Raw genomic sequence first — 22490 nt, 5'->3', positions numbered from 1 at the left:
CCGCCGAAACGGGAAAGGAAAGAAGGATGGAACACCGCACCCTGGGGACGACCGGTCCCGACACCGCCATGATCGGCCTCGGCTGCATGGGCATGTCCGACCTCTACGGTCCGGCCGAGCGGGCGGAGAGCATCGCGACGATCCACGCGGCGCTGGATGCCGGAATCACGCTGCTGGACACCGGCGACTTCTACGGCATGGGTGACAACGAGATGCTGATCGGCGAGGCGCTGAGGGGCTGCGACCGCGACAAGGCGCTGATCAGCGTCAAGTTCGGCGCGCTGCGCGGACCGCAGGGGGAATGGTCCGGCTACGACTCGCGGCCGAAGGCGGTGAAGAACTTCCTGACCTATTCGCTGCGCCGTCTGGGAACCGACCATATCGACATCTACCGCCCCGCCCGGCTGGACCCCGACGTTCCGATCGAGGACACGGTCGGGGCCATCGCCGATCTGGTGAAGGCCGGGTACGTCCGCCATGTCGGGCTGTCGGAGGTCGGACCCGACACGATCCGGCGTGCCGCCGCGGTCCACCCCGTCAGCGACCTTCAGATCGAATACTCGCTGATCTCGCGCGGGATCGAGGACAGGATCCTGCCGGCCTGCCGGGAACTGGGCATCGGAATCACCGCCTACGGCGTTCTGTCGCGCGGCCTGATCAGCGGCCACTGGTCGAAGGCGCGCGCCATGGGGCGGGATTTCCGCGCCATCAGCCCCCGTTTCCAAGGAGAAAACCTGGATGCCAACCTGGCCCTGGTCGAGCGGCTGCGCGCGATCGCGGAACGGATCGGCGCCTCGGTGGCGCAGGTCGCGATCGCATGGGTCGCGGCCCAGGGCCGGGACATCGTCCCGCTGGTCGGCGCCCGGCGGCGCGACCGGCTGGAGGAAGCGCTGGGCGCCACGGGTTTGGCGCTGTCGGCGGAGGACCTGAAGTCCCTGGCGGAAGCCCTGCCACCCGGCTCCGCGGCGGGCGAGCGCTATCCGAGCGAGCAACTCGCCCACATGGACAGCGAGAAGTCATGACGGATGATCGTAGGTCGGCCTCGGCCGAAGGCCGACGCCGACAGTGTGGCCGGAGCGTTGATGCAGCGCGTCGGCGTTCGCCCTGACGGGCGAAGGCCGACCTACGGAACTGATCGGGCGCGCCGGGCTCGATCAAGCAGGATCGAGTCTGTCATCGTCGCGGGGCTGGTTTCCGACACCGGAGCGAGCCAGGATCTCCTTGGCCCCGCCGCGTTCGGCACGGGAACCGCGGGCAGCGAAGTAACGCGCTGCCTCTGCTTGAGCCCCGACCCGCGACGCCAGCGCCGTCGCGATATACTGGTTGAGGCTGACGCCGGCGGCTTCCGCCTGAGCGGATGCCTCATTCTTCAAGTCTTCAGGAATGCACAGTGTGAAGCTGCTCATGGATCGATCCCCTGAGTACGTTCACCGGACGCTCGTCGGCGATCCCGACTTGGCCACACCCGCAGCCAAGTGGGCAATATCGAGGTTGGGTTCCGGCGATCACTCCCCGCTTTCCAGGTCTCCCAGCCCGTAGCGGCGCAGCTTGACGTAGAGGCTCTGGCGGCTGAGGCCGAGGATCTCGGCGGCGGACGCGCGGTTGTCGCCGGTCAGCTCCAGGGCGGCCTCGATGCACAGGCGCTCGATCACGTCGGTGGTCTCGCGGACCAAGTCCTTGAGCGGCACGCGGCCGACCAGCTCGGTCAGTTGCTCGACCGCGCGGGGCAGCTCCTTCTTGCGGGTCTCGGTGGCCAGCCGCCGGCCGACGTCGCGGATGGCGAAGCCGAAGCAGGGCTGCCCGGCGCTGGGCACGCTGCCGGCCGAGACCTCGATATCGGTTCCGGCGCCGTACTCGCCGTGGAAGGTGGTCGCGTACAGACGGACGGAGCCGTGCTGGCGCAGGTTCGCCATCAGCACGCCGAGATCGACGCCCGGCCGGCCCAGCCAGCGCTCCAGCGACTGGCCACGCGCCTGCTCCTCCGCGGCCAGCTGGGCCAGGTCGAGGAAGGCGGCGTTCGCGTCGATGATCCGGCCTTCGGCGTCGGTCACGACGAAGCCGTCGGGCATGCTTTCGACGATCTGCAGATGGTGCGGCAGGATCACCGGCGACTCCGACCGCTCCGCCGTCAGGGGGATCAGGCGCACGAGGAAGAGCGACGCGGCATCCTGGCGGAACAGCGAGCAGGTCACCTGCAGTTCCCGGCCGAAGCCGGAGCGGGCCTGCCCCTCGTCCGCCCTGCCGGTCGCCCGCACGCCGGCCAGCAGGAGCTGGAGCGCCGGGGTGTCGGCGGCGTCGAGGGTTTCGGTCAGCGTCCGTCCGGCGACGCCGCCGACGGCATGGCCCAGCAGGGCGTCGGCGGCGGGGTTCGCCTCGAGGATCTTGTAGGTATTGGCGTCGACGATGACGATCGCCTCGTGCGTCATCTGGAACAGCAGGCGATAGCGCATCTCGACATGGCGCAGGCGGGAGTAATCCCGCTCCATCGACTGCTGCGCCTCGACCAGGCGCTGCTGGAGGGCCGCGGACGGGCGAAGGTCGCGGCCGACCGCCACCATCCTGCCCTCGCCCCCGATCCGCACGACGGAGTACTGGATCGGGATGTCGGCGCTGCGCGGCACCGGATGGTTGACATGGCGCCAGCGCGGCGGCGTGCCGGCCAGGGCGTCGCGCAGCATGGCCTCGACCTTGATGCGGCTCTCGACGGTCACGGTATCGAGCCAGGAACGGCCGATCCACTGGTCCGCCCAGTCGCGCGGCAGGTCGTCGTTGTCGTAGGTCAGGTCGCGGATGACGCCTTTGGAGTCAAGGACCAGCGCGATGTCCCCGGCGGACGCCACGAGAGCCGCCACGGCCTCGGCATCCAGCTTATCGAAGGACTCCTTTGGAGCTTTGAAGTGCTTCACGGGAGGCGAGACCTTCGGGCCCGAAGGATTGAAGTCAGCGCCTGCGGGCTTGAGGCCGGCTTGACTGTCAACTTGACTTGCAACTTGACTGTCAAGCGGTCCGGCGAGTTCGGCTGACGCCTTTGATCTCACCATTTAGGCCATCCCGGCAAAATTTGTCAAGTAAGGTTGACGTAAAAATTTATTGACAGTGGAAACCACAATCCCGCCCCGCACTTCATTGAAATCTGGTTCAGCTCCATCTTGTTAACGGTCTGACCATCAAGACAGTTTCAGCTTTGTTTTGCGATAAGCGCAAGAAGATTTTCGGCCTGGACAGGGGCCTGCCGGGCATCGATGGCGGTCGCGTCGGCTCCGACCAGGGCCACCATCTCGGGGTGTGTGACAAAGACGGGTCCCCCGACCAGGATGCCGACCGCGGGATTGCGCGACGCCCGGCGGATCAGCCGGATGGTGGAGACCAGGAGCTCGACCTGGACCTCGCAGCTCACCGACAGCCCGACGACGGAGAACCATTGGCTCCGGACGATCCTGATCAGCTCGTCGCGCGCCACGGGGGCTCCGGTCGTGACATCCCACCGCGCCCGCCGGAAGAACTCGGCGACCATGGAGATGCCGAAGGTGTGCTGGCCGCCCGGAACGCTCATCAGCAGCGCCCGTCGCCCGTCGTCGCGCGTCGATGCCTCGTTCAGGAAGGCCGGGCTGAAGTCGCGCAGCACCTGCTGGAGCCGGCACAGGCCGATGGTGACGTCGCCGAAATGACAGATGTCGTTGGTCCAGAGATCGCCCAGGTGCCGGGCTGTCGGCGCCAGCAGATCCAGATAGACCGTTTCAAGGGGAACGCCGCGGGACTGTATGGATCGCACGAACGACGACGCTGTCTGGAACTGGTCCTTGAGCAGGAGCGATGAGAGCTCCAGCACGTCGTCGACGCACGGTGCCTGCTCCGGAGCGGCTGCAAGCGGCGCCGGAACCATCAGCGGTTCCGGGGACGATCGGCGTGCCAGGATCAGGCGCGGAACAATCTCCGCCTCGACGGTGTCAATCAAACCGGCCATAAGCTGGCCGGACCGGCCGTGCCCCGCGACGACCCGAGAGTCGATTGCTGTGCTCTCGGTGACCGGAACACACTCGACCTCTTCCCAGGCCCTCCCTGAAACGACCCGTTCGAGCGAGTCATTCATTTTTTGCTCCCTGAGGATTGGGACGAGCCTACGCTCATGATTAATACCCCTCAACCACAATTCCGGTAAGGTTATTATCCTCGATATAGATCACATGTTGGAAAGCCGCCCCCCGGCCAAGCCGCCGGTCGTTTATGTCAATTAAGATTGACGTATATCTGTGTTGACGCTGTCAAGGATAAGGTTTAGCGTTTCAATCCAAGCAAGGGAACAGGTCGAGGGCGGGCGAAAACCCGCTCCGGGCGTCAGCCGGCCGGTTCCAGTGGGAGAAACGCCATGCACCAACCCGGGCACCATCCTGGGCCTGCCTCTCGAACCCGGCACGGTCGGGGGCAGCCTCTCTACACCGCCGAAGAACGGCTGAAACGGGACGCGTCCCCCTGGACCCTGGTCCAGGGCATCCTGGCTCCGGTGCAGTTCGTGGTCTTCCTGGTCAGCCTGGCCCTGGTGCTTCGCTATCTCTCCACCGGCGAGGGCGAGGGGGTGGCCTCCGCCTCCATCGTCGTCAAGACGCTGACGCTCTACGCGATCATGATCACCGGCTCGATCTGGGAACGGGAAGTGTTCGGGCGCTACCTGTTCGCACCGGCCTTCTACTGGGAGGACGTGTTCAGCATCCTGGTGCTGGCGCTCCACACCGCCTACCTCGCGGCCCTGGTGACCGGGGCGCTCGATGTCCGCGGGCAGATGTTCCTGGCGCTCGCGGCCTATGCGACATACGTGATCAACGCGACCCAGTTCCTGCTGAAGCTCCGCGCCGCCCGGCGCGACGAGGCGGCGGGCGCGAAGTTCGAGCATGCGGGAGCCGCCTCATGACGGCGGCCGTGGCGGACTCCGTCCCCGTGCTGCGCGAACGCGGCCAGCGGGAAGTGTTCTGCGGTCTGACCGGGATCGTCTGGCTGCACCGCAAGATCCAGGACGCCTTTTTCCTGGTGGTCGGGTCCCGGACCTGCGCTCACCTGATCCAGTCCGCCGCCGGGGTGATGATCTTCGCCGAGCCGCGCTTCGCGACCGCCATCATCGAGGAGCGCGACCTCGCCGGGCTCGCCGATATGAACGAGGAACTGGACCGGGTGGTGGACCAGCTCCTGGCGCGGCGACCGGACATAAGGCTGCTGTTCCTGGTCGGGTCATGCCCGTCGGAGGTGATCAAGCTGGACCTCGGCCGGGCCGCGGCCCGCCTGTCGCTCCGGCATCGGCCGGCGGTCCGGATCCTCAGCTATTCCGGCAGCGGGATCGAGACGACCTTCACCCAGGGCGAGGATGCCTGCCTCGCCGCCCTGGTCCCGGAACTCCCCCGGGAGGACGGGCGGTCGCTGCTGGTGGTGGGCGCGCTGGCCGAGGTCGTCGAGGACCAGTTCAGGCGGATCTTCGAGGATCTGGGCATCGGGCCGGTCCGCTTCCTGCCGCCCCGCCGGGCCGAAGACCTGCCGCCGGTCGGGCCGGGCACCTCGTTCCTGCTGGCGCAGCCCTTTCTCGGAGAAACCGCGCGGACCCTGGAGGAGCGCGGTGCGACCAGGCTCGAAGCGCCCTTCCCGCTCGGCGCGGAGGGCACAACTGGATGGCTCGCCGCGGCCGCCGCCGCGTGGCAGGTCGAGCCCAGCCGCTTCCGGGACGTGATCTCCCCCTGCCGCGAAAGATCGCGGAACGCGCTTGCCCGCTATCGTGCCGAACTGGCGGGCAAGCGCGTCTTCTTTTTTCCCGACAGCCAGCTCGAAGTGCCGCTCGCCCGCTTCCTCGCGACCGAGCTGGGCATGGAGCTGGTCGAAGTCGGCACCCCCTATCTGCACCGCCGGCACCTGGCGGAGGAACTGGCGCTGCTGCCCCCCGGCACCATGCTCAGCGAGGGCCAGCACGTGGAACGCCAGCTCGACCGCTGCCGGGCGGCCAAGCCGGACATCACCGTCTGCGGCCTCGGCCTCGCCAACCCGCTGGAGGCGGAGGGGCTGACGACCAAGTGGTCGATCGAACTGGTCTTCACCCCGATCCACGGTTACGAGCAGGCCGCCGACCTGGCCGGACTGTTCGCCCGGCCGCTGCGCCGCAGAAAAGCCCTGGCAGCCGGAGGAGTCGCGGCATGCAGCTGACGCTCTGGACCTACGAGGCTCCCCCCCATGTGGGTGCCATGCGGATCGCCACCGCGATGGAGGGCGTCCACTATGTGCTCCACGCGCCGCAGGGCGACACCTATGCCGACCTGCTGTTCACCATGATCGAGCGGCAGGCCAGGCGCCCGCCGGTGACCTACACGACCTTCCAGGCGCGCGACCTCGGCGGCGACACCGCCGAACTGTTCAAGACGGCGGTCGCGGAGGCCTACGAGCGGTTCCGCCCGCAGGCGCTGATCGTCGGCGCCTCCTGCACGGCGGAGCTGATCCAGGACGATCCGGGCGGCCTCGCCCGCGCGCTGGACCTGCCGGTGCCGGTGATCCCGCTGGAGCTGCCGGCCTACCAGAAGAAGGAGAACTGGGGCGCCGCGGAGACCTTCTACCGGCTGGTCCGGGCGCTGGCCGACCCGGCCTGCCCGCGCCACGCCGGAGGGCGTCCGCGCTGCAACCTGCTGGGTCCGGCGGCGCTGGGTTTCCGGCACCGCGACGACGTGACCGAGGTCGCCGCCCTGCTCGACCGGATCGGCGTCGAGGTCGGGGTGGTGGCGCCGCTGGGCGCCTCGCCCGCCGACCTGGCGCGGCTGGGCGAGGCGGACTTCAACGTCGTCCTGTATCCCGAGATCGCCTCCACCGCCGCCCGGTGGCTCCGGAAGAGTTTCGGCCAGCCGATGGTGGCGACGGTGCCGATCGGCGTCGGCGCCACCCGCGACTTCATCGCCGAGGTGGCGAAGGTGGCCGGCATCACCGTCCCGCCCGACGTGGCGGCGGGAGCGTCGCGGCTGCCCTGGTACTCCCATTCGGTGGACAGCACCTACCTGACCGGCAAGCGGGTCTTCGTCTTCGGCGACGCGACGCACGCGATCGCGGCGGCCCGGATCGCCCGGGACGAGCTGGGCTTCGCCGTCGCCGGTCTGGGCACCTATAGCCGGGAGTTCGCCCGCGAGGTGCGCGAGGCGGCGGCGGGGTACGGCGTCGAGGCGCTGGTGACCGACGACTACCTGGAGGTCGAGGCCAAGGTCGCGGAGCTTCAGCCCGACCTGGTGCTGGGCACCCAGATGGAGCGGCACATCGCCAAGCGGCTGGGCGTCCCCTGCGCCGTGATCTCCGCCCCCGTCCATGTCCAGGACTTCCCGGCGCGCCACTCCCCCCAGATGGGGTTCGAGGGCGCCAACGTGATCTTCGACACCTGGGTCCATCCCCTGATGATGGGCCTGGAGGAGCATCTGCTGACGATGTTCCGCGAGGACTTCGAGTTCCATGGCGAGGCGGCGCCGTCCCATCTCGGCACCGCCGCAACACCTGATCGGGGGCCGGAACCGGAACCCGCCCCGCAATCCTCCGGCTGGGCTCCCGACGCCGAGCGGGAGCTTCGAAAGGTGCCGTTCTTCGTCCGCGGCAAGGCCCGCCGCAACACCGAACGCTTCGCCCGCGAGCAGGGCATAGCGCTCATCACCGTCGAGACGCTGTACCATGCCAAAGCCCATTTCAGCTCCTGACACCGTCCCAGTCCGCATCGTGATCGTCACGCTGGACAACCACCTGGCGGGAGCGACCGAGCGAGCGCGGCAAAGCGTGGCGCGGGAAGTCCCCGGCCTGGAGGTGACCCTGCACGCCGCGGCGGAGTGGGGCACCGATCCGGGATCGGTCGAGCGGTGCCGGGCGGACATCGCCGAAGCCGACATCGTGATCGCCAACATGCTGTTCATGGAGGACCATATCCAGGCGGTCCTCCCCGCCCTTCAGGCCCGCCGCGACCAATGCGACGCCATGGTGGTCTGCATGTCGGCGGGAGAGGTGATCCGGCTGACCCGGATCGGCCGCTTCACCATGACCGGCAACGAGCGCGGCCCGCTGGCCTTCCTGAAGCGCCTGCGCGGCGCCAAGAAAGAGGGCGGCAGCTCGGGCGCCAGGCAGATGGCGATGCTCCGGCGGATCCCGAAGATCCTGCGGTTCATCCCCGGCGCCGCCCAGGACGTGCGGGCGTATTTCCTGACGCTGCAATACTGGCTGTGCGGGTCGGACGAGAACGTGGCCCAGATGCTGCGCTTCCTGATCGACCGCTACGCCGACGGCGAGCGCCGGCACCTGCGCGGCACGCTGAAGGCGGCTCCGCCGGTCGAGTATCCGGACGTCGGCGTCTATCACCCCGCCATGAGGCCGCAGATGGCGGACAGCGTCGCCAAGCTGCCCGCCGCGCCGGCCGGCTGCCGGGGCACCGTCGGGCTGCTGGTGATGCGCTCCTACCTGCTGCCGGGCAACACGGCCCACTATGACGGCGTGATCGCGGCGCTGGAAGCGCGGGGGCTGCGGGTGATCCCCGCCTTCGCCAGCGGGCTCGACGCCCGGCCGGCGGTCGAGCTGTTCTTCCTGAAGGACGGCAAGCCGGTGGTCGACGCGGTCGTGTCGATGACCGGGTTCTCCCTGGTCGGCGGCCCCGCCTACAACGACGCCAAGGCGGCGGAAACGATGCTGGCGGGGCTGGACGTGCCCTATGTCGCGGCCCACGCGGTGGAGTTCCAGACACTGGAGCAGTGGGAGTCCTCGGACCGGGGGCTGATGCCGGTCGAGGCGACGATGATGGTCGCGATCCCGGAACTGGACGGCGGCACCGGCGCCATGCTGTTCGGCGGGCGGTCGGCCGCGGCACCGCTGGAGAAGGCGCGCGACATGCAGGTCCATGCGGAGCGCGCCGCGGCGCTTGCCGCCCGGGTCGAGCGGCTGGTGACCCTGCGCCGGACGCCGGCGGCGGAGCGCCGCATCGCGGTTGTCCTGTTCAACTTCCCGCCCAACGCCGGGGCGGTCGGCACCGCGGCCTATCTCGGCGTCTTCGAATCCCTGCACAACACGCTGAAGGGGCTGGCGCGGGCAGGCTACACGGTCGAGGTGCCGGAGACGGTCGATGCCCTGCGGGACCGGATCATCCTGGGCAATTCGGCCCGGTTCGGCGCCGATGCCAACGTGCAGGCGCGCATCCCCGTGGACGACCATGTCCGGCGGGAACGCTGGCTGGGCGAGATCGAGGCCCAGTGGGGGCCGGCGCCGGGGCGGCAGCAGACCGACGGGTCCAGCCTGATGGTCCTCGGCGAGCGGTTCGGCAACGTGCTGGTCGGGTTGCAGCCGGGCTTCGGCTACGAGGGCGACCCGATGCGGCTGCTGTTCGAGAAGGGCTTCGCGCCGACCCACGCCTTCTCCGCCTTCTACCGCTACCTGCGGGAGGATTTCGCGGCCCATGCGGTGCTTCATTTCGGGACCCACGGCGCGCTGGAGTTCATGCCGGGCAAGCAGACCGCGCTCTCGTCCGGGTGCTGGCCGGACCGGCTGCTCGGCGAACTGCCGAACTTCTACCTGTACGCCGCCAACAACCCGTCGGAAGGCACGATCGCCAAGCGCAGGACGGCAGCGACCCTGATCAGCTACCTGACGCCGCCGATCGCCCAGGCCGGCCTCTATCGCGGGCTGCTGGAGCTGAAATCCTCGATCGAAAGCTGGCGGGCGCTGACTCCGGAGATCCAGGCCGACCGGGGGCACCTGGCCGGGGTGATCCAGGCGCAGGCCGCCGCCGTGGACCTCGCCCAGGCGGAACCGGCCTGGACCGATCCGGAGCGGGAAATCGCGGCGCTGACCCACGCGATCCTGGAGATGGAGTATACCCTGATCCCCTACGGCCTCCACGTGGTGGGCGAACCGCCGTCCGCTCCCGAGCGGGTGGACCTGCTGCTCGCCATGGCGGAATCGGCCCACGGCGCCAGCCCGGCCCGCGCCGACATCGACGCGCTGGTGGCGGGACGGCCGCCGGAGGAGATCACGCAGGACCAGACCGCGCTGGCGCTGTACCGCGACCTGGCGGCGAGCGACCTGCTGCTGGCGGAAGACCACGAGCTCGCCTCGATCCTGCATGCGCTGGACGGCGGGTTCATCCGGCCGACGCCGGGCGGCGACCTGCTGCGGACCCCGGCGATCCTGCCGACCGGCCGCAACATCCACGGCTTCGACCCCTACCGCATCCCCAGCGCCTTCGCGGTGGCCGACGGCGCCCGGCAGGCGGGCCGCCTGCTCGCCCGCCACCAGGCGGAGGGCAACGGCTTCCCGGAAACCGTCGCCTTCGTGCTGTGGGGGACCGACAACCTGAAGAGCGAGGGCGGCCCGATCGCCCAGGTGCTGGCGCTGATCGGCGCGCGGCCCCGGTTCGACAGCTACGGTCGGCTGTGCGCCGCCGAGCTGATCCCGCTCGACGAACTGGGCCGGCCCCGGTTGGACGTGGTGCTGACCCTGTCCGGCATCTTCCGCGACCTGCTGCCCTTGCAGATCAAGCTGCTGGCCGAAGCCTGCTTCCTGGCGGCCGGCGCCGACGAGCCGCCGCACCTGAACTTCGTGCGGAAGCATACCCTGGAGCATCAGCGGACCCACGGCTGCGACTTCGAGACGGCGGCGCTCCGGGTCTTCAGCAATGCCGACGGCACCTACGGCTCCAACCTGAACCACATGGTGGACAGCGGCTGCTGGACCGAGGAGGACGAGCTGGCCGAAGCCTTCACCCGGCGGAAATGCTTCGCCTACGGGCGGTCGGGCATCCCGGTCCGCCAAGCGGAGCTGATGCAGACGCTGCTGGCCGGGGTCGATCTCGCCTACCAGAACCTGGAATCGGTCGAGCTCGGCGTCACCACGATCGACCACTATTTCGACAATCTCGGCGGCATCAGCCGGGCGGTCGGGCGGGCCACCGGGACGACGGTGCCGGTCTATATCGGCGACCAGACCCGCGGCGAGGGCACCGTGCGCACCCTGTCCGAACAGGTGGCGCTGGAGGTCAGGACCCGCGTGCTGAACCCCAAATGGTACGAGGGCATGCTGAAGCACGGCTTCGAAGGCGTGCGCCAGATCGAGGCCCACGTGACCAACACCCTGGGCTGGTCGGCGACGACCGGACAGGTAGCGCCGTGGGTCTACCAGCAGCTCACCCAGACCTACCTGCTCGACGAGGAGATGCGCGATCGCCTCGCCGAATTGAACCCCAAGGCGTCGGCGCGGGTCGCCAACCGCCTGATCGAGGCGCACGAGCGGCGCTACTGGTCGCCGGACGAAACCATGCTGGCGGCCCTGCGGCAGGCCGGCGAGACCCTGGAAGACCGCCTCGAAGGCATCAGCGAAAAGGCAGCGGCATGACCACCACTCTCCTAAGGCGCCCGGACGGCGAAGGCAGCGTCCAGGTCAAGCTGGACCCGAGCGTCAGGATCGAGGGGGCGAAAGTCTTCGCGGTCTACGGCAAGGGCGGCATCGGCAAGAGCACGACCTCGTCCAACCTGTCCGTCGCCTTCTCCAAGCTGGGCAAGCGGGTGCTCCAGATCGGCTGCGATCCCAAGCACGACAGCACCTTCACGCTGACCAAGCGGCTGGTCCCGACGGTGATCGACATCCTGGAGACGGTAAACTTCCATTCGGAGGAGCTTCGGCCCGAGGATTTCGTGTTCGAGGGCTACAACGGCGTGATGTGCGTCGAGGCCGGCGGGCCGCCGGCGGGAACCGGCTGCGGCGGCTACGTCGTCGGCCAGACGGTCAAGCTCCTGAAGGAGCATCACCTGCTCGACGACACCGACGTGGTGATCTTCGACGTGCTGGGCGACGTGGTGTGCGGCGGCTTCGCGGCCCCGCTCCAGCATGCCGACCGGGCGCTGATCGTCACCGCCAACGATTTCGACAGCATCTTCGCGATGAACCGCATCGTCGCGGCGATCCACGCCAAGGCGCGCAACTACGACGTCCGCCTGGGCGGCGTGATCGCCAACCGGAGCGCCGGGACCGACCAGATCGACCGCTTCAACGATGTCGTCGGGCTGGAGACCCTGGCCCGCTTCCCCGATCTGGACGTGATCCGGCGCAGCCGCCTGAAGAAGGCGACCCTGTTCGAGATGGAGCCCTCGCCCGAGCTGGAGGCGGTCCAGGCGGAGTACCTGCGGCTGGCGGCAACGCTTTGGACCGGCACCGAGCCGCTGGCGCCCAAACCCATGAAGGACCGGGACATCTTCGATCTGCTGGGGTTCGACTGATGCACAGCGTCTCCTACATCGAACGCCGCGACCGGCTGGAAACCTATTTCGACCGCACCGCGGTGGAGGCTTGGTCCCGCCTGACCTCCGACGCGCCGGTCGGGCGCATCCGGGCGACCGTGCGGAAGGGCCGCGACGGCATGCGGAACACGCTGCTGGGCTGGCTGCCGGAGGATATGACGGGGTGCCGGCTGCTGGATGCCGGCTGCGGCACCGGCATGCTGGCGCTGGAGGCGGCCCGGCGGGGCGCCGAGGTGGTGGCGATCGACCTGTCGCCGACGCTGGTCGGGCTGGCGCGGGAGCGGATGCCGGCCGGGCTTGATGTGGATTTCCGGGTCGGCGACATGCTGGACCCCGGCCTGGGCCGGTTCGACCATGTGGTGGCGATGGACTCGCTGATCCACTACCGGGCGCCCGACATGGCGCGGGCGGTGAAGGCGCTGGCCGATCGGACGCGGGCGTCGGTGCTGTTCACCTTCGCGCCGCGGACCCCGGCGCTGGCAACGATGCACGCGGTGGGCAAATTGTTTCCCCGGGGAAACAGGGCGCCGGCGATCGAGCCGGTGCGCGAAGCGGGATTGCGGCGCCTGCTGGCGTCGGAGGTCGGCCGCTGGCGGCCATCGCGGACCGAGCGGGTGGCCTGCGGGTTCTACACCTCCCAGGCGCTGGAGCTGGTGCCCCATGATCATTAAGCGCCAATACCGCGTCTGGACATTCCTGACACCGCGCCTCCTGCCGTTCGCGGACGCCGCGACGCCGGAACTGCCGCTGGGGCGGCTGCTGCGGCTGTCGCTGTTCCAGGTGTCGGTGGGCATGGCGATCGTGCTGCTGAACGGCACGCTGAACCGGGTCATGGTGGTGGAGCTGGGCGTCGCGACCTGGCTGGTCGCGGTCATGGTGGCGCTGCCCCTGGTCTTCGCGCCGCTGCGGGCGCTGGTGGGTTTCCGCTCGGACAACCATCGCTCCGTGCTGGGATGGCGGCGGGTGCCCTATATCTGGTTCGGCACGCTGATCCAGTTCGGCGGCTTCGCGATCATGCCCTTCGCCCTGATCATCCTGTCGGGCGACAGCACCACGCCGACCTATGCCGGCCATGCCGGGGCGGCGCTGGCTTTCCTGATGGTCGGTGCGGGGCTGCACACGACACAGACCGCCGGGCTGGCGCTGGCGACCGACCTCGCCACTCCCGAGACCCGTCCGCGCGTGGTGGCCCTGCTCTACGTGATGCTGCTGGCCGGGATGGTCGCGAGCGCGCTGGTGTTCGGCTGGCTGCTGGCGGAATTCTCCCAGCTCCGCCTGATCCAGGTGATCCAGGGGGCCGCCGTCACGACCATGCTCCTTAACGTGATTGCGCTGTGGAAACAGGAGCCGCGCAACCCGGCGGCCACGGCGCCGGACCGCCCCCGTCCCGGCTTCGCGGAATCCTGGCGGACCTTCCGGCAGGCGGGCCGCGCCGGGCGGGTGCTGGTGGCGGTCGGGCTGGGGACGGCGGCCTTCAGCATGCAGGACATCCTGCTGGAGCCCTATGGCGGTCAGATCCTGAACCTGAGCGTCGGCGAGACCACCGCGCTGACCGCGCTGCTGGCGGGCGGCACGCTGGGCGGCTTCGCGCTGGCGGCCCGGCGGTTGAACCGGGGTGCCGATCCCTACCGGCTGGCGGCACTGGGCGTGCTGGTCGGGCTCGCCGCCTTCTCCTGCATCATCTTCTCCGCCCCCCTGGAATCGCCGCTGCTGGTCCGGATCGGCGCCGTTCTGATCGGCTTCGGCAGCGGGCTGTTCGTGGTCGGCACGCTGACCGCCGCCATGGCGCTGGCGCGCGAGGGCGAGAGCGGCTTGGCGCTGGGCGCCTGGGGAGCGGTCCAGGCGACCGCGGCCGGCGTCGCGATCGCGGCGGGGGGCGGCATCCGCGACCTGGTGTCGAGCCTCGGCACCCAGGGGCTGCTGGGTCCCGCCCTGACCGACCCGTCCGTCGGCTACGGCGCCGTCTACTACCTGGAGATCATCCTGCTGTTCGCCACCCTGGCCGCCATCGGACCGCTGGTCCGCAGTACCGCGCAGGCCAGACCCCAACCACCCGCGGCATTCGGCCTCGCCGAATTCCCCGGTTAACCCGTCCCGGTCAACAACGTAAACGTGCGGAGGTCACCGATGGAAACAGGAGCCATCACGAGCTACATCGACGTGGCCCAGGTCGTCCTGTACGCGTTCTGGATCTTCTTCGCCGGCCTGATCTATTACCTGCACCAGGAGGACAAGCGGGAAGGCTACCCGCTGGTGTCCGACCGGTCGGAGCGGTCGCCGCGCGTCAAGGTCCAGGGCTACCCGCCGATCCCGGCGCCCAAGATCTTCACCATGCGCGACGGCTCGACCTATTCGGCGCCTCCGGGCAATCCGGACGAGCGCGAGATCGCCGCCCTCCCCTCGGGCTTGTGGCCGGGAGCGCCCCTGGTGCCGACCGGCAACCCGATGGTCGACGGCGTCGGCCCGGCAGCCTGGGCGATGCGCGAGGACAAGCCGGAACTGACGGCCGAGGACGAGAACCGCATCGTCCCGCTGCGGGTCGCCCCCGACTTCTTCATCCCGAGCCGCGATCCCAACCCGATCGGCATGGAAGTGGTCGCGGCCGACGGCTACGTCGCCGGCGACGTGCGCGAGGCCTGGGTAGACCGGTCGGAGCCGGCGATCCATTACCTCGAGGTCGAGATCCCCTCCGCGACCGGGCACAGGATCGTCCTGCTACCCATGCGGTTCTGCCGGATCGATACCTGGAACCGCAAGGTCAAGGTCAAGTCGATCCTGTCCCACCAGTTCGCCGACGTGCCCGCGATCAAGAACCCGAACCAGATCACCAAGCTGGAGGAGGACAAGATCACGGCCTACTACGCCAGCGGGCATCTCTACGCCACGCCCCAGCGCCAGGAGCCGCTGATATGAACACGGAATACGACACCGAACCGGTGCCGGGCCTGCCCGCCCCATTGCCACCGGGGGAACGGATGCTGTGGCAGGGCCGGCCGGACTGGAAGTCGCTGGCCCGCCGGGGGCTCCATGTCAACAAGCTGGCGGCCTATTTCGGTGTGCTTCTGGTCTGGCGCGGCGTGGTCCAGGTCCATGACGGCGTGGCTCCCCTGGATGCCGTCCTGTCCACGCTGGGCTTCGTGCCTTGGGCGGCCTGCGCGCTGGGGCTGGTGCTGCTGTTCGCCTGGGGATCGGCGCGCTCCACGATGTACACCGTGACCGACAGGCGGATCGTGATGCGGTTCGGCATCGCGCTGCCGATGGCGCTGAACATCCCGTTCCGCCTGGTCGGCTCCGCCGGGCTGAAGGTCCATGCCGACGGCAGCGGCGACATCCCGCTGGCGCTGACCGAGGGCAACCGGATCGCCTGGCTCCTGCTGTGGCCGCACGCCCGCCCGTGGCGGGTCAGCCGTCCCGAGCCGATGCTGCGCGCGATCCCCGAGGCATCCCGCGTGGCCGGCATCCTGGCCGACGCGCTGACCTCGGCCACCGCGGGCGTCCCCGCCGCGAACACGGCGGCCGCCCTTCCTGCCCCCCTTCCGACCGTCGCCCGGCGCCGCAAGGCCCAGCGGGTCGGCGCGCTGGGGAGTGCATCGACATGAGATCCCGGGGCATGGACACCGGCCCGGCCGATCCCGTCTTCCCGCGCGGAGCGCTGATCGGGGCCGCCGCCCTGCTCGCCTTCACCGTGTCGGCGGCGACCGTGGCGCGGGTGAGCGGGTTGGGAACCGTGCAGATGCCCGAGGCGGCTTCCGTCGAAAGCCGGCAGCTCCGCTTCGAGGACAGGACTGACGGTTCCATCGCCATCACCGACGCGCGGACCGGCCGGATCGCCGGCGTCGTGGAACCCGGCACCAACGGCTTCGTGCGCGGCGCGCTGCGCGGCCTCGCCCGCGAACGCAAGCGCCAGGGCGTCGGGATCGAGCCGCCCTTCGTGCTGACCCGCTGGGCCGACGGGCGCCTGTCCCTGGACGATCCCGCGACCGGCAGGGTGATCAACCTGGAAGCCTTCGGCCCGACCAACGCCGAGGCTTTCGCGAATATGCTGAACGCTGGAGGAAGCAGGCCATGATGACAGCCTGGAGCGGCAGTCCCCGCACCATCGAAGTGCCCTGCACCGTCGATATCGAGATCACGCCCGACAGCGTCCACGCCTATGTGGAGCTGGACGGGATCGAGGTCGGTCCGGGCGACGAGGTGATCGTCCACGACGCGCCGGCCATGGTCCCGTTCGGCACCCAGCATTTCTACTATCGCCGGGCCACGGTGGTGCGCGCCGGCCCGATGGAACGCCTGCGGGCCCGGCTCGCGGGGTATCTCGAACTGACCGAACTCTATGAAGTCGGATTTTCCGAAGGCAGGACGCAATGATCCCCATGGAAGGCGGTGGCGCCCCCAATACCAGCACGCGCATGGCCCAGGAAGACACGATGCTGAGCCCGCGCTTCTACACGACCGACTACGAGGCGATGGACAAGCTGGACGTCGATGCCGTCCGCGCCGAGTGGGACACGGTCATGGCCGAGCTGCGCCGCGACGACAACCGGAAGCACTTCACCCGGACGCCGGAGTTCACCAATAACCTCGACGAGATGCCGGAGGGGCTGCGGAAGGAGTTCGTCGATTTCCTGGTCAGCTCGCTGACGGCGGAGTTCTCCGGCTGCGTGCTCTACGCCGAGACCAAGAAGCGGGTGAAGAACCCGGATATCCAGGAGCTGTTCGCCTTCATGGCCCGGGACGAATCCCGGCACGCCGGATTCATCAACGACACGCTGAAGGATTTCGGCATCGGCGTGGACATGAGCTTCCTGACCAAGGCCAAGAAATACACCTACTTCAAGCCGAAGTTCATCTTCTACGCCACGTACCTGTCGGAGAAGATCGGCTATGCCCGCTACATCACGATCTATCGCCAGCTGGAGCGCAACCCGGACCGGCGGTTCCACCCGATCTTCAAGTTCTTCGAGAAGTGGTGCAACGACGAGTTCCGCCACGGCGAGGCCTTCGCCCTGCTGATGCGGGCCAACCCGTCGCTGCTGAGCGGCGGCAACAAGCTGTGGATCAAGTTCTTCCTGCTGGCGGTTTTCGCCACGATGTTCGTCCGGGACCATATGCGGCCGGAATTCCACAAGGCGCTGGGCCTCGATCCGACCGAATATGATTTCACGGTGTTCCGGATCACGACGGAGATTTCCAAGCAGGTCTTCCCGCTGACCCTGGACCTCGACAATCCGAAGTTCCGCGCGGGTCTGGAGCGGCTGATCGAGATATCGAACGCCCGCGCGGCTGCGGCGCGGCAGGGCGGACTCGGCGGCAAGCTGAAGCGGGCGGCGCTGGGACTGGCGGGGGCGGCGACCTTCGCCCGGCTCTACATGCTGCCGGCCCGGTCCAATACGCTGCCGCGGGACATCCACTTGGCCCCGGCCTGGTAGAGCGGAGGTCTCGCCCGTGTCCGAACATGCGCTCCCGGTGCTCTACACGCTGTTCCTGTGGTGGTTCAGCACGGGGCTGATCGTCTATCTCGACGGCTTGGCTCCCCGGACCTTCCGCTGGAGCCTGGCGGGCGCCGGGGCGCTGGCGGTGCTGGCACTGTACGGGCTGGCGGAGGGGCGGTCGGACACCAGCGTTTCCGGCGCCTTCATCGCATTTACCTGCGCCTTGGCGGTCTGGGGCTGGAACGAGATCAGCTTCCTGATGGGACTGGTCACGGGACCGCGCCGGATCGCGAGCCCGCCCGGGGCGACCGGCTGGCCGCACCTGCGGAACGCCGTCGCCGTGGTGGCATACCACGAGGTCTCCATCGCGGCGTCGGCGGCCCTGATCGCGGCCCTGACCTGGGGCGGCGAGAACCAGGTCGGGCTGTGGACCTTCCTGCTGCTGTGGGTCCTGCGGCTGAGCGCCAAGGTCAACGTCTTCCTGGGCGTGCCGAACCTGGGCCAGGAGTTCCTGCCGGACCACCTGAAGTACCTGGCGACGTATTTCCGCAAGCGGCCGATGAACGTCTTCTTCCCGGTGTCGGTGACGGGTGCGACCGTCGCCATGCTGCTGCTGATCCAGGCGGCGGGCGCGCCGGACGCCGACGGCTTCACCGCCGCGGGTTTCACCTTCCTCGCGACCCTGATGGCGCTGGCGCTGCTGGAGCATTGGCTGCTGGTGCTGCCGCTGCCCGCGGCGGCGCTGTGGTCCTGGTACCTGTCGGCCCGCGAGGGCGGCGTCACCCTGCCATCAGCGATCCCGACCCAGATTTCGACAAACCGGAGGCAATGATGAGTTTCGAATTCGAAGGCTATTTCCGCGACCAGCTCGACGGCCTCCGGGACGAGGGACGCTATCGTATCTTCGCCGAGCTGGAGCGGCGGGCCGGCGAGTTTCCCAAGGCGGCGCATTACGTCGACGGCGAGCGGGCCGGAACGGTGACGATCTGGTGCTCCAACGACTATCTCGGCATGGGCCAGCATCCGTCCGTCCTGGCGGCGATGCACGAGGCGATCGACCGCTGCGGGGCGGGTGCCGGCGGGACCCGCAACATCTCGGGCACCACCCACTACCACGTGCTGCTGGAGCGCGAACTGGCCGACCTTCACGGGAAGGAATCGGCGCTGCTGTTCACCTCGGGCTACGTCTCCAACTGGGCGGCCCTGGGAACGCTGGCGTCGCGCATCCCCGGCTGCGTCGTGCTGTCGGACGCCGGCAATCATGCCTCCATGATCGAGGGCATCCGGCACAGCCGCGCCGAGCGGCACATCTTCGCCCACAACGATCCGGAAGACCTGGACCGCAGGCTGTCGGCCCTGGACCCCGACGTGCCGAAGCTGGTGGCGTTCGAGTCCGTCTACTCCATGGACGGCGACATCGCCCCGATCGCCGAACTGTGCGACGTGGCCGACGCCCACGGCGCCATGACCTACCTGGACGAGGTCCACGCGGTCGGGTTGTACGGCCCGCGCGGCGGCGGCATCGCGGAGCGGGAAGGCATCGCGCACCGTCTGACGGTGATCGAGGGAACGCTCGGCAAGGCCTTCGGCGTGGTCGGCGGCTACATCACCGCGTCGGCCTCGCTGTGCGACTTCGTCCGCAGCTTCTCCTCCGGCTTCATCTTCACGACGTCCCTGCCCCCGGCGGTGACGGCGGGGGCGCTCGCCAGCATCCGCCACCTTAAGGCCAGCGTCGCGGAACGCCGGCGCCACCAGGACCGCGTCGCGACGGTGCGCCGGAAGCTGGACGCCGCCGGAATCCCGATGCTGGACAACCCGAGCCACATCGTTCCGGTGATGGTGCGCGACCCCGTCCTGTGCAAGCTGATCAGCGACATGCTGCTGGACCGGTACGGCATCTACGTCCAGCCGATCAACTACCCGACCGTGGCGCGCGGCACGGAGCGCCTGCGCATCACCCCGTCGCCGCTGCACACCGACGCCGACATCGACCACCTGGTCAACGCGCTGTCGGCGATCTGGGCGGAGATCGGGCTTCGGCAGGCGGCTTGAGCGGGTGGTTTGGTGACGCTCAGGATCACGGATGAACACGGATATCCACGGATGGACACGGATTCTACGGAAGCAGACGCTTGAACTCGAGTCTCGGCTTTCCAAAGTTGAATAGAAGACCCACCGGGAGATTGCTGGCCTTCAAATAGTTCAATACTTGTGATGTGTGGGACTGGGTCAGCGCATCGACGGCTTTCAGTTCGACGATCACGATGTTCTCGACGACAAGATCGGCAATGTAGAATCCGACCCTCTTTTCACGATAGTGAACGGGAAAAGACTGTTCCTTCGCGACCGACAAGCCGCGGAATTCCAGTTCGACGGCCAGGGCGTTCCTGTACACGGCTTCAAGGAAGCCGTGCCCCAGATTGTTTGACACATCAAAAGCCCCGCCGATGATCTGTTCAGCCAGCCCGCTCGCGGCTGCATCGACTTTCCCCGCCATCCGTGCCCATCCGTGCCTATCCCGTTCATCCGTGATCCTTAAGCCTTCGCATCAGAAGATAGAACGGTTTTATCCCAATTCTTATCAGTTGCACCCGCTGGCAATCCTGCCGGACGCTCTCAGCCTCCGACGAACCGATGCGAGAGTGACCGCCATGGCTGTTCCCGATCCGCGCCCGACCCTCGACGCGCCCGACGACGATCCGTACCTGTGGCTCGAAGAGGTCGACGGCACCCGCGCGGTCGAGTGGGTGGAGGCGCGGAACGCCGAGATCCTGGGACGGTTCGGCGACGCGGCGTTCGAGCGGGACCGCGACGCGCTGGCGGCGATCCTGGACCGGCCGGACAATATCCCGTTCGTCGCCCGGCGCGGCGACAGGCTGTTCAATTTCTGGAAGGATGCCGCGAACCCGCGCGGGCTCTGGCGGACCACCAGCCTGGAGAGCTACCGCACCGAAAAGCCCGAGTGGGACGTGCTGCTCGACCTCGACGAACTGTCGGAAGCCGAGGGCGAGGACTGGGTCTGGGGCGCGCCGGTCACCCTGCCCGGCAGCCATGACCTGGCGATCCTCAGCCTGTCGCGGGGCGGCGGCGATGCGACCGTGCTGCGGGAGTTCGACCTGGCGACCCGGGATTTCGTGACCGGTGGCTTCCACCTGGACGAGGCCAAGAGCGGGGCCGCATGGCTCGACCGGGACACGCTGCTGATCTTCTCCTCCCTGGGCGAGGGCATGGCGACCCGCTCCGGCTATGGCAGGACGGTGCGGCTGTGGCGGCGCGGCACCGATCCCCTCGCGGCGCCGGTGATCTTCGAGACGACCGAGGACCGCATGAGCGTCTGGGGCGACGTCGAACGCGACGCTGACACGGAAACGCTCTGGTTCACCGAGCAGGTCGATTTCTTCAACGCGACCCAATGGATGGGCGACCGCACCGGCGCGAAAACGCGGCTCGACCTGCCGACCGACGCCTGGATCCAGTGGCACCGCGGCTGGCTCGTGGTGAAGCCGCGGGTTCCCTGGGAGGTCGGCGGCGCCACGCATGAGGCGGACAGCGTGTTTGCGATCCGGCTCAGTGACTTCCTTGGCGGAAGCCGGGAGTTCACGACCCTGTTCAAGCCGGCGCCGCGTCGGTCGCTCCAGGGATACTTCATGCCCGCCGGGCGGCTGGTGCTGTCGATCCTGGACGACCTGCGCCCGGTGTTCGAAGTGTGGACGCCCCCTTCCCCGCCCGCTTCGGACCCATGGACCCACACGCGGATCACGGGGCTGCCCGACATGGGCGTCGCCAGCGTCTGGCCCCTGGACGTGGAGGAGGATGAGTCCAACGGCGACCTGCTGGCCAACGCCCAGGACCCGCTGACGCCGCAGTCCCTCTATCTCATCCGGCCGGACAAGGCGCCGGAGCTTCTGAAGCGGGCGCCGCGCGCGTTCGATCCGGCGGGGCTGGTGGTGACCCGCCACGAGGCTCCGTCCGGCGACGGCACCCTGATCCCCTATTTCCAGGTCGGCCCGGCCGGCCAAACCGGGGAAGCGCCGGTCCATCTCTACGGGTACGGCGGGTTCGCCATCTCCATGCTGCCGTCCTACAATTCCGCCATCGGCAAGCTGTGGCTGGAGCGCGGGGGCACCAGCGTGATCGCCTGCATCCGGGGCGGCGGGGAGTTCGGCACGGCCTGGCACGAGGCCGGGCGGCGCGAGGGCAAGCGGCTGTCCCACGACGATTTCGCGGCGGTCGCGCAAGACTTGGTCCGGCGCGGTGTTACCCGGCCGGGCCGCATCGCGGCGGAGGGCGGATCGAACGGCGGCATCCTGATCACCAACATGCTGACCCGCTACCCGGAGCGCTTCGGCGCCCTGTTCTGCACGATCCCGCTGATCGACATGCGGCGCTATTCGAAGCTGCTGGCCGGGGCGAGCTGGGTGGCCGAGTACGGCGACCCCGACGATCCGGCGGACTGGGAATTCCTCGGCCCCTTGTCGGCCTACCATACCGCGGAGCCAGGCAAACCCTATCCGCCGATCCTGATCGCGACGAGCCGGCGCGACGACCGCGTCCACCCCGGCCACGCCCGCAAGATGGCGGCGAAGCTGCTGGCCATGGGCTACGACGCCCATTTCTACGAGCCGGCCGCCGGCGGCCACGGCTACGGCAAGGACAACTCGGAGCGGGCATCCTTCACGGCGCTGGGCTACCGCTTCCTGCGCGAGGCGATCGGCTGGCGGTCGGAGTAACCGGGGGGCGACGGCGCATGCGCCGTTGCCTTCTCCACGAACCCGATTTAGCTATCTGCGAAGAT

The 22490-nt window shown here is 68.8% G+C and carries 20 protein-coding genes; 16 read left to right on the top strand and 4 right to left on the bottom strand.

Annotated elements, in window-relative coordinates:
- Positions 1–26 precede the first annotated feature (26 nt).
- Complete coding sequence (locus JL100_RS09035; RefSeq protein ID WP_202683422.1) at positions 27–1022, top strand: aldo/keto reductase; 996 nt, start codon at positions 27–29, stop codon at positions 1020–1022.
- 132 nt (positions 1023–1154) lie between these two features.
- Here the strand turns inward: JL100_RS09035 and JL100_RS09030 are convergent, their stop codons facing one another.
- From JL100_RS09030 to JL100_RS09020, 3 genes are all read right to left on the bottom strand, one after another.
- Positions 1155–1406: a toxin-antitoxin system HicB family antitoxin gene (locus JL100_RS09030; protein ID WP_202683423.1), complete on the bottom strand. Its 252-nt coding sequence runs from the start codon at positions 1404–1406 to the stop codon at positions 1155–1157.
- Between the two features lie 99 nt (positions 1407–1505).
- Positions 1506–2906, bottom strand: coding sequence for a transcriptional regulator PpsR (gene ppsR / locus JL100_RS09025; RefSeq protein ID WP_202683424.1), 1401 nt, complete (start codon positions 2904–2906; stop codon positions 1506–1508).
- Positions 2907–3178: 272 nt separating this feature from the next.
- The gene (locus tag JL100_RS09020) at positions 3179–4090 is read right to left on the bottom strand and encodes a cobalamin B12-binding domain-containing protein (RefSeq protein WP_202683425.1); all 912 of its coding nucleotides are present in this window, start codon (positions 4088–4090) and stop codon (positions 3179–3181) included.
- Between the two features lie 276 nt (positions 4091–4366).
- Here JL100_RS09020 and bchF point away from each other — a divergent pair, with 276 nt between their 5' ends.
- Genes bchF through hemA form a run of 14 tightly spaced genes read left to right on the top strand, consistent with a single transcriptional unit; the run spans position 4367 to position 19747 of the window.
- A complete protein-coding gene (gene bchF, locus JL100_RS09015; RefSeq protein WP_202683426.1) occupies positions 4367–4906 on the top strand; it encodes a 2-vinyl bacteriochlorophyllide hydratase in 540 nt (179 codons plus the stop codon).
- Positions 4903–6177: a ferredoxin:protochlorophyllide reductase (ATP-dependent) subunit N gene (locus tag JL100_RS09010; RefSeq protein ID WP_202683427.1), complete on the top strand. Its 1275-nt coding sequence runs from the start codon at positions 4903–4905 to the stop codon at positions 6175–6177. Before bchF ends, JL100_RS09010 begins: the two co-directional genes overlap by 4 nt.
- Positions 6168–7694 (top strand): ferredoxin:protochlorophyllide reductase (ATP-dependent) subunit B, encoded by a 1527-nt coding sequence (gene bchB / locus JL100_RS09005; protein ID WP_202683428.1) that lies wholly within the window; start codon positions 6168–6170, stop codon positions 7692–7694. Before JL100_RS09010 ends, bchB begins: the two co-directional genes overlap by 10 nt.
- Positions 7669–11361 carry a magnesium chelatase subunit H gene (locus JL100_RS09000; RefSeq protein WP_202683429.1) on the top strand — a complete coding sequence of 1231 codons (3693 nt, stop codon included), beginning with the start codon at positions 7669–7671 and terminating at the stop codon, positions 11359–11361. Before bchB ends, JL100_RS09000 begins: the two co-directional genes overlap by 26 nt.
- On the top strand, positions 11358–12242 hold the full coding sequence (gene bchL, locus JL100_RS08995) for a ferredoxin:protochlorophyllide reductase (ATP-dependent) iron-sulfur ATP-binding protein (protein WP_202683430.1): 885 nt from the start codon (positions 11358–11360) through the stop codon (positions 12240–12242). Before JL100_RS09000 ends, bchL begins: the two co-directional genes overlap by 4 nt.
- The gene (gene bchM, locus JL100_RS08990; RefSeq protein WP_202683431.1) at positions 12242–12934 is read left to right on the top strand and encodes a magnesium protoporphyrin IX methyltransferase; all 693 of its coding nucleotides are present in this window, start codon (positions 12242–12244) and stop codon (positions 12932–12934) included. The genes bchL and bchM overlap by 1 nt, the downstream gene beginning before the upstream one ends.
- Positions 12924–14351, top strand: a complete 1428-nt coding sequence (locus tag JL100_RS08985; protein WP_202683432.1) for a BCD family MFS transporter — start codon at positions 12924–12926, stop codon at positions 14349–14351. The genes bchM and JL100_RS08985 overlap by 11 nt, the downstream gene beginning before the upstream one ends.
- Before the next feature lie 39 nt (positions 14352–14390).
- Positions 14391–15176, top strand: coding sequence for a photosynthetic reaction center subunit H (puhA, locus tag JL100_RS08980; RefSeq protein ID WP_202683433.1), 786 nt, complete (start codon positions 14391–14393; stop codon positions 15174–15176).
- Positions 15173–15862 (top strand): photosynthetic complex putative assembly protein PuhB, encoded by a 690-nt coding sequence (gene puhB / locus JL100_RS08975; protein ID WP_202683434.1) that lies wholly within the window; start codon positions 15173–15175, stop codon positions 15860–15862. The genes puhA and puhB overlap by 4 nt, the downstream gene beginning before the upstream one ends.
- On the top strand, positions 15859–16332 hold the full coding sequence (puhC, locus tag JL100_RS08970; protein WP_202683435.1) for a photosynthetic complex assembly protein PuhC: 474 nt from the start codon (positions 15859–15861) through the stop codon (positions 16330–16332). The genes puhB and puhC overlap by 4 nt, the downstream gene beginning before the upstream one ends.
- Positions 16329–16631: a hypothetical protein gene (locus JL100_RS08965; protein WP_202683436.1), complete on the top strand. Its 303-nt coding sequence runs from the start codon at positions 16329–16331 to the stop codon at positions 16629–16631. The genes puhC and JL100_RS08965 overlap by 4 nt, the downstream gene beginning before the upstream one ends.
- Positions 16628–17692 carry a magnesium-protoporphyrin IX monomethyl ester (oxidative) cyclase gene (gene acsF / locus JL100_RS08960; protein WP_228421156.1) on the top strand — a complete coding sequence of 355 codons (1065 nt, stop codon included), beginning with the start codon at positions 16628–16630 and terminating at the stop codon, positions 17690–17692. The genes JL100_RS08965 and acsF overlap by 4 nt, the downstream gene beginning before the upstream one ends.
- A gap of 16 nt (positions 17693–17708) precedes the next feature.
- Positions 17709–18527 (top strand): putative photosynthetic complex assembly protein PuhE, encoded by an 819-nt coding sequence (puhE, locus tag JL100_RS08955; protein ID WP_202683437.1) that lies wholly within the window; start codon positions 17709–17711, stop codon positions 18525–18527.
- On the top strand, positions 18527–19747 hold the full coding sequence (hemA, locus tag JL100_RS08950; RefSeq protein WP_202683438.1) for a 5-aminolevulinate synthase: 1221 nt from the start codon (positions 18527–18529) through the stop codon (positions 19745–19747). Before puhE ends, hemA begins: the two co-directional genes overlap by 1 nt.
- A gap of 64 nt (positions 19748–19811) precedes the next feature.
- Here hemA and JL100_RS08945 read toward each other — a convergent pair whose 3' ends face one another.
- A complete protein-coding gene (locus JL100_RS08945; protein ID WP_202683439.1) occupies positions 19812–20192 on the bottom strand; it encodes a GxxExxY protein in 381 nt (126 codons plus the stop codon).
- A 154-nt stretch (positions 20193–20346) separates the two neighbouring features.
- Here JL100_RS08945 and JL100_RS08940 point away from each other — a divergent pair, with 154 nt between their 5' ends.
- Positions 20347–22425 carry a prolyl oligopeptidase family serine peptidase gene (locus tag JL100_RS08940; RefSeq protein ID WP_202683440.1) on the top strand — a complete coding sequence of 693 codons (2079 nt, stop codon included), beginning with the start codon at positions 20347–20349 and terminating at the stop codon, positions 22423–22425.
- Positions 22426–22490: the final 65 nt, after the last annotated feature.

Origin of the sequence: Skermanella mucosa (assembly GCF_016765655.2) — a bacterium.
GTDB lineage: Bacteria > Pseudomonadota > Alphaproteobacteria > Azospirillales > Azospirillaceae > Skermanella > Skermanella mucosa.
This window is presented reverse-complemented; position numbering and strand designations above follow the sequence as displayed.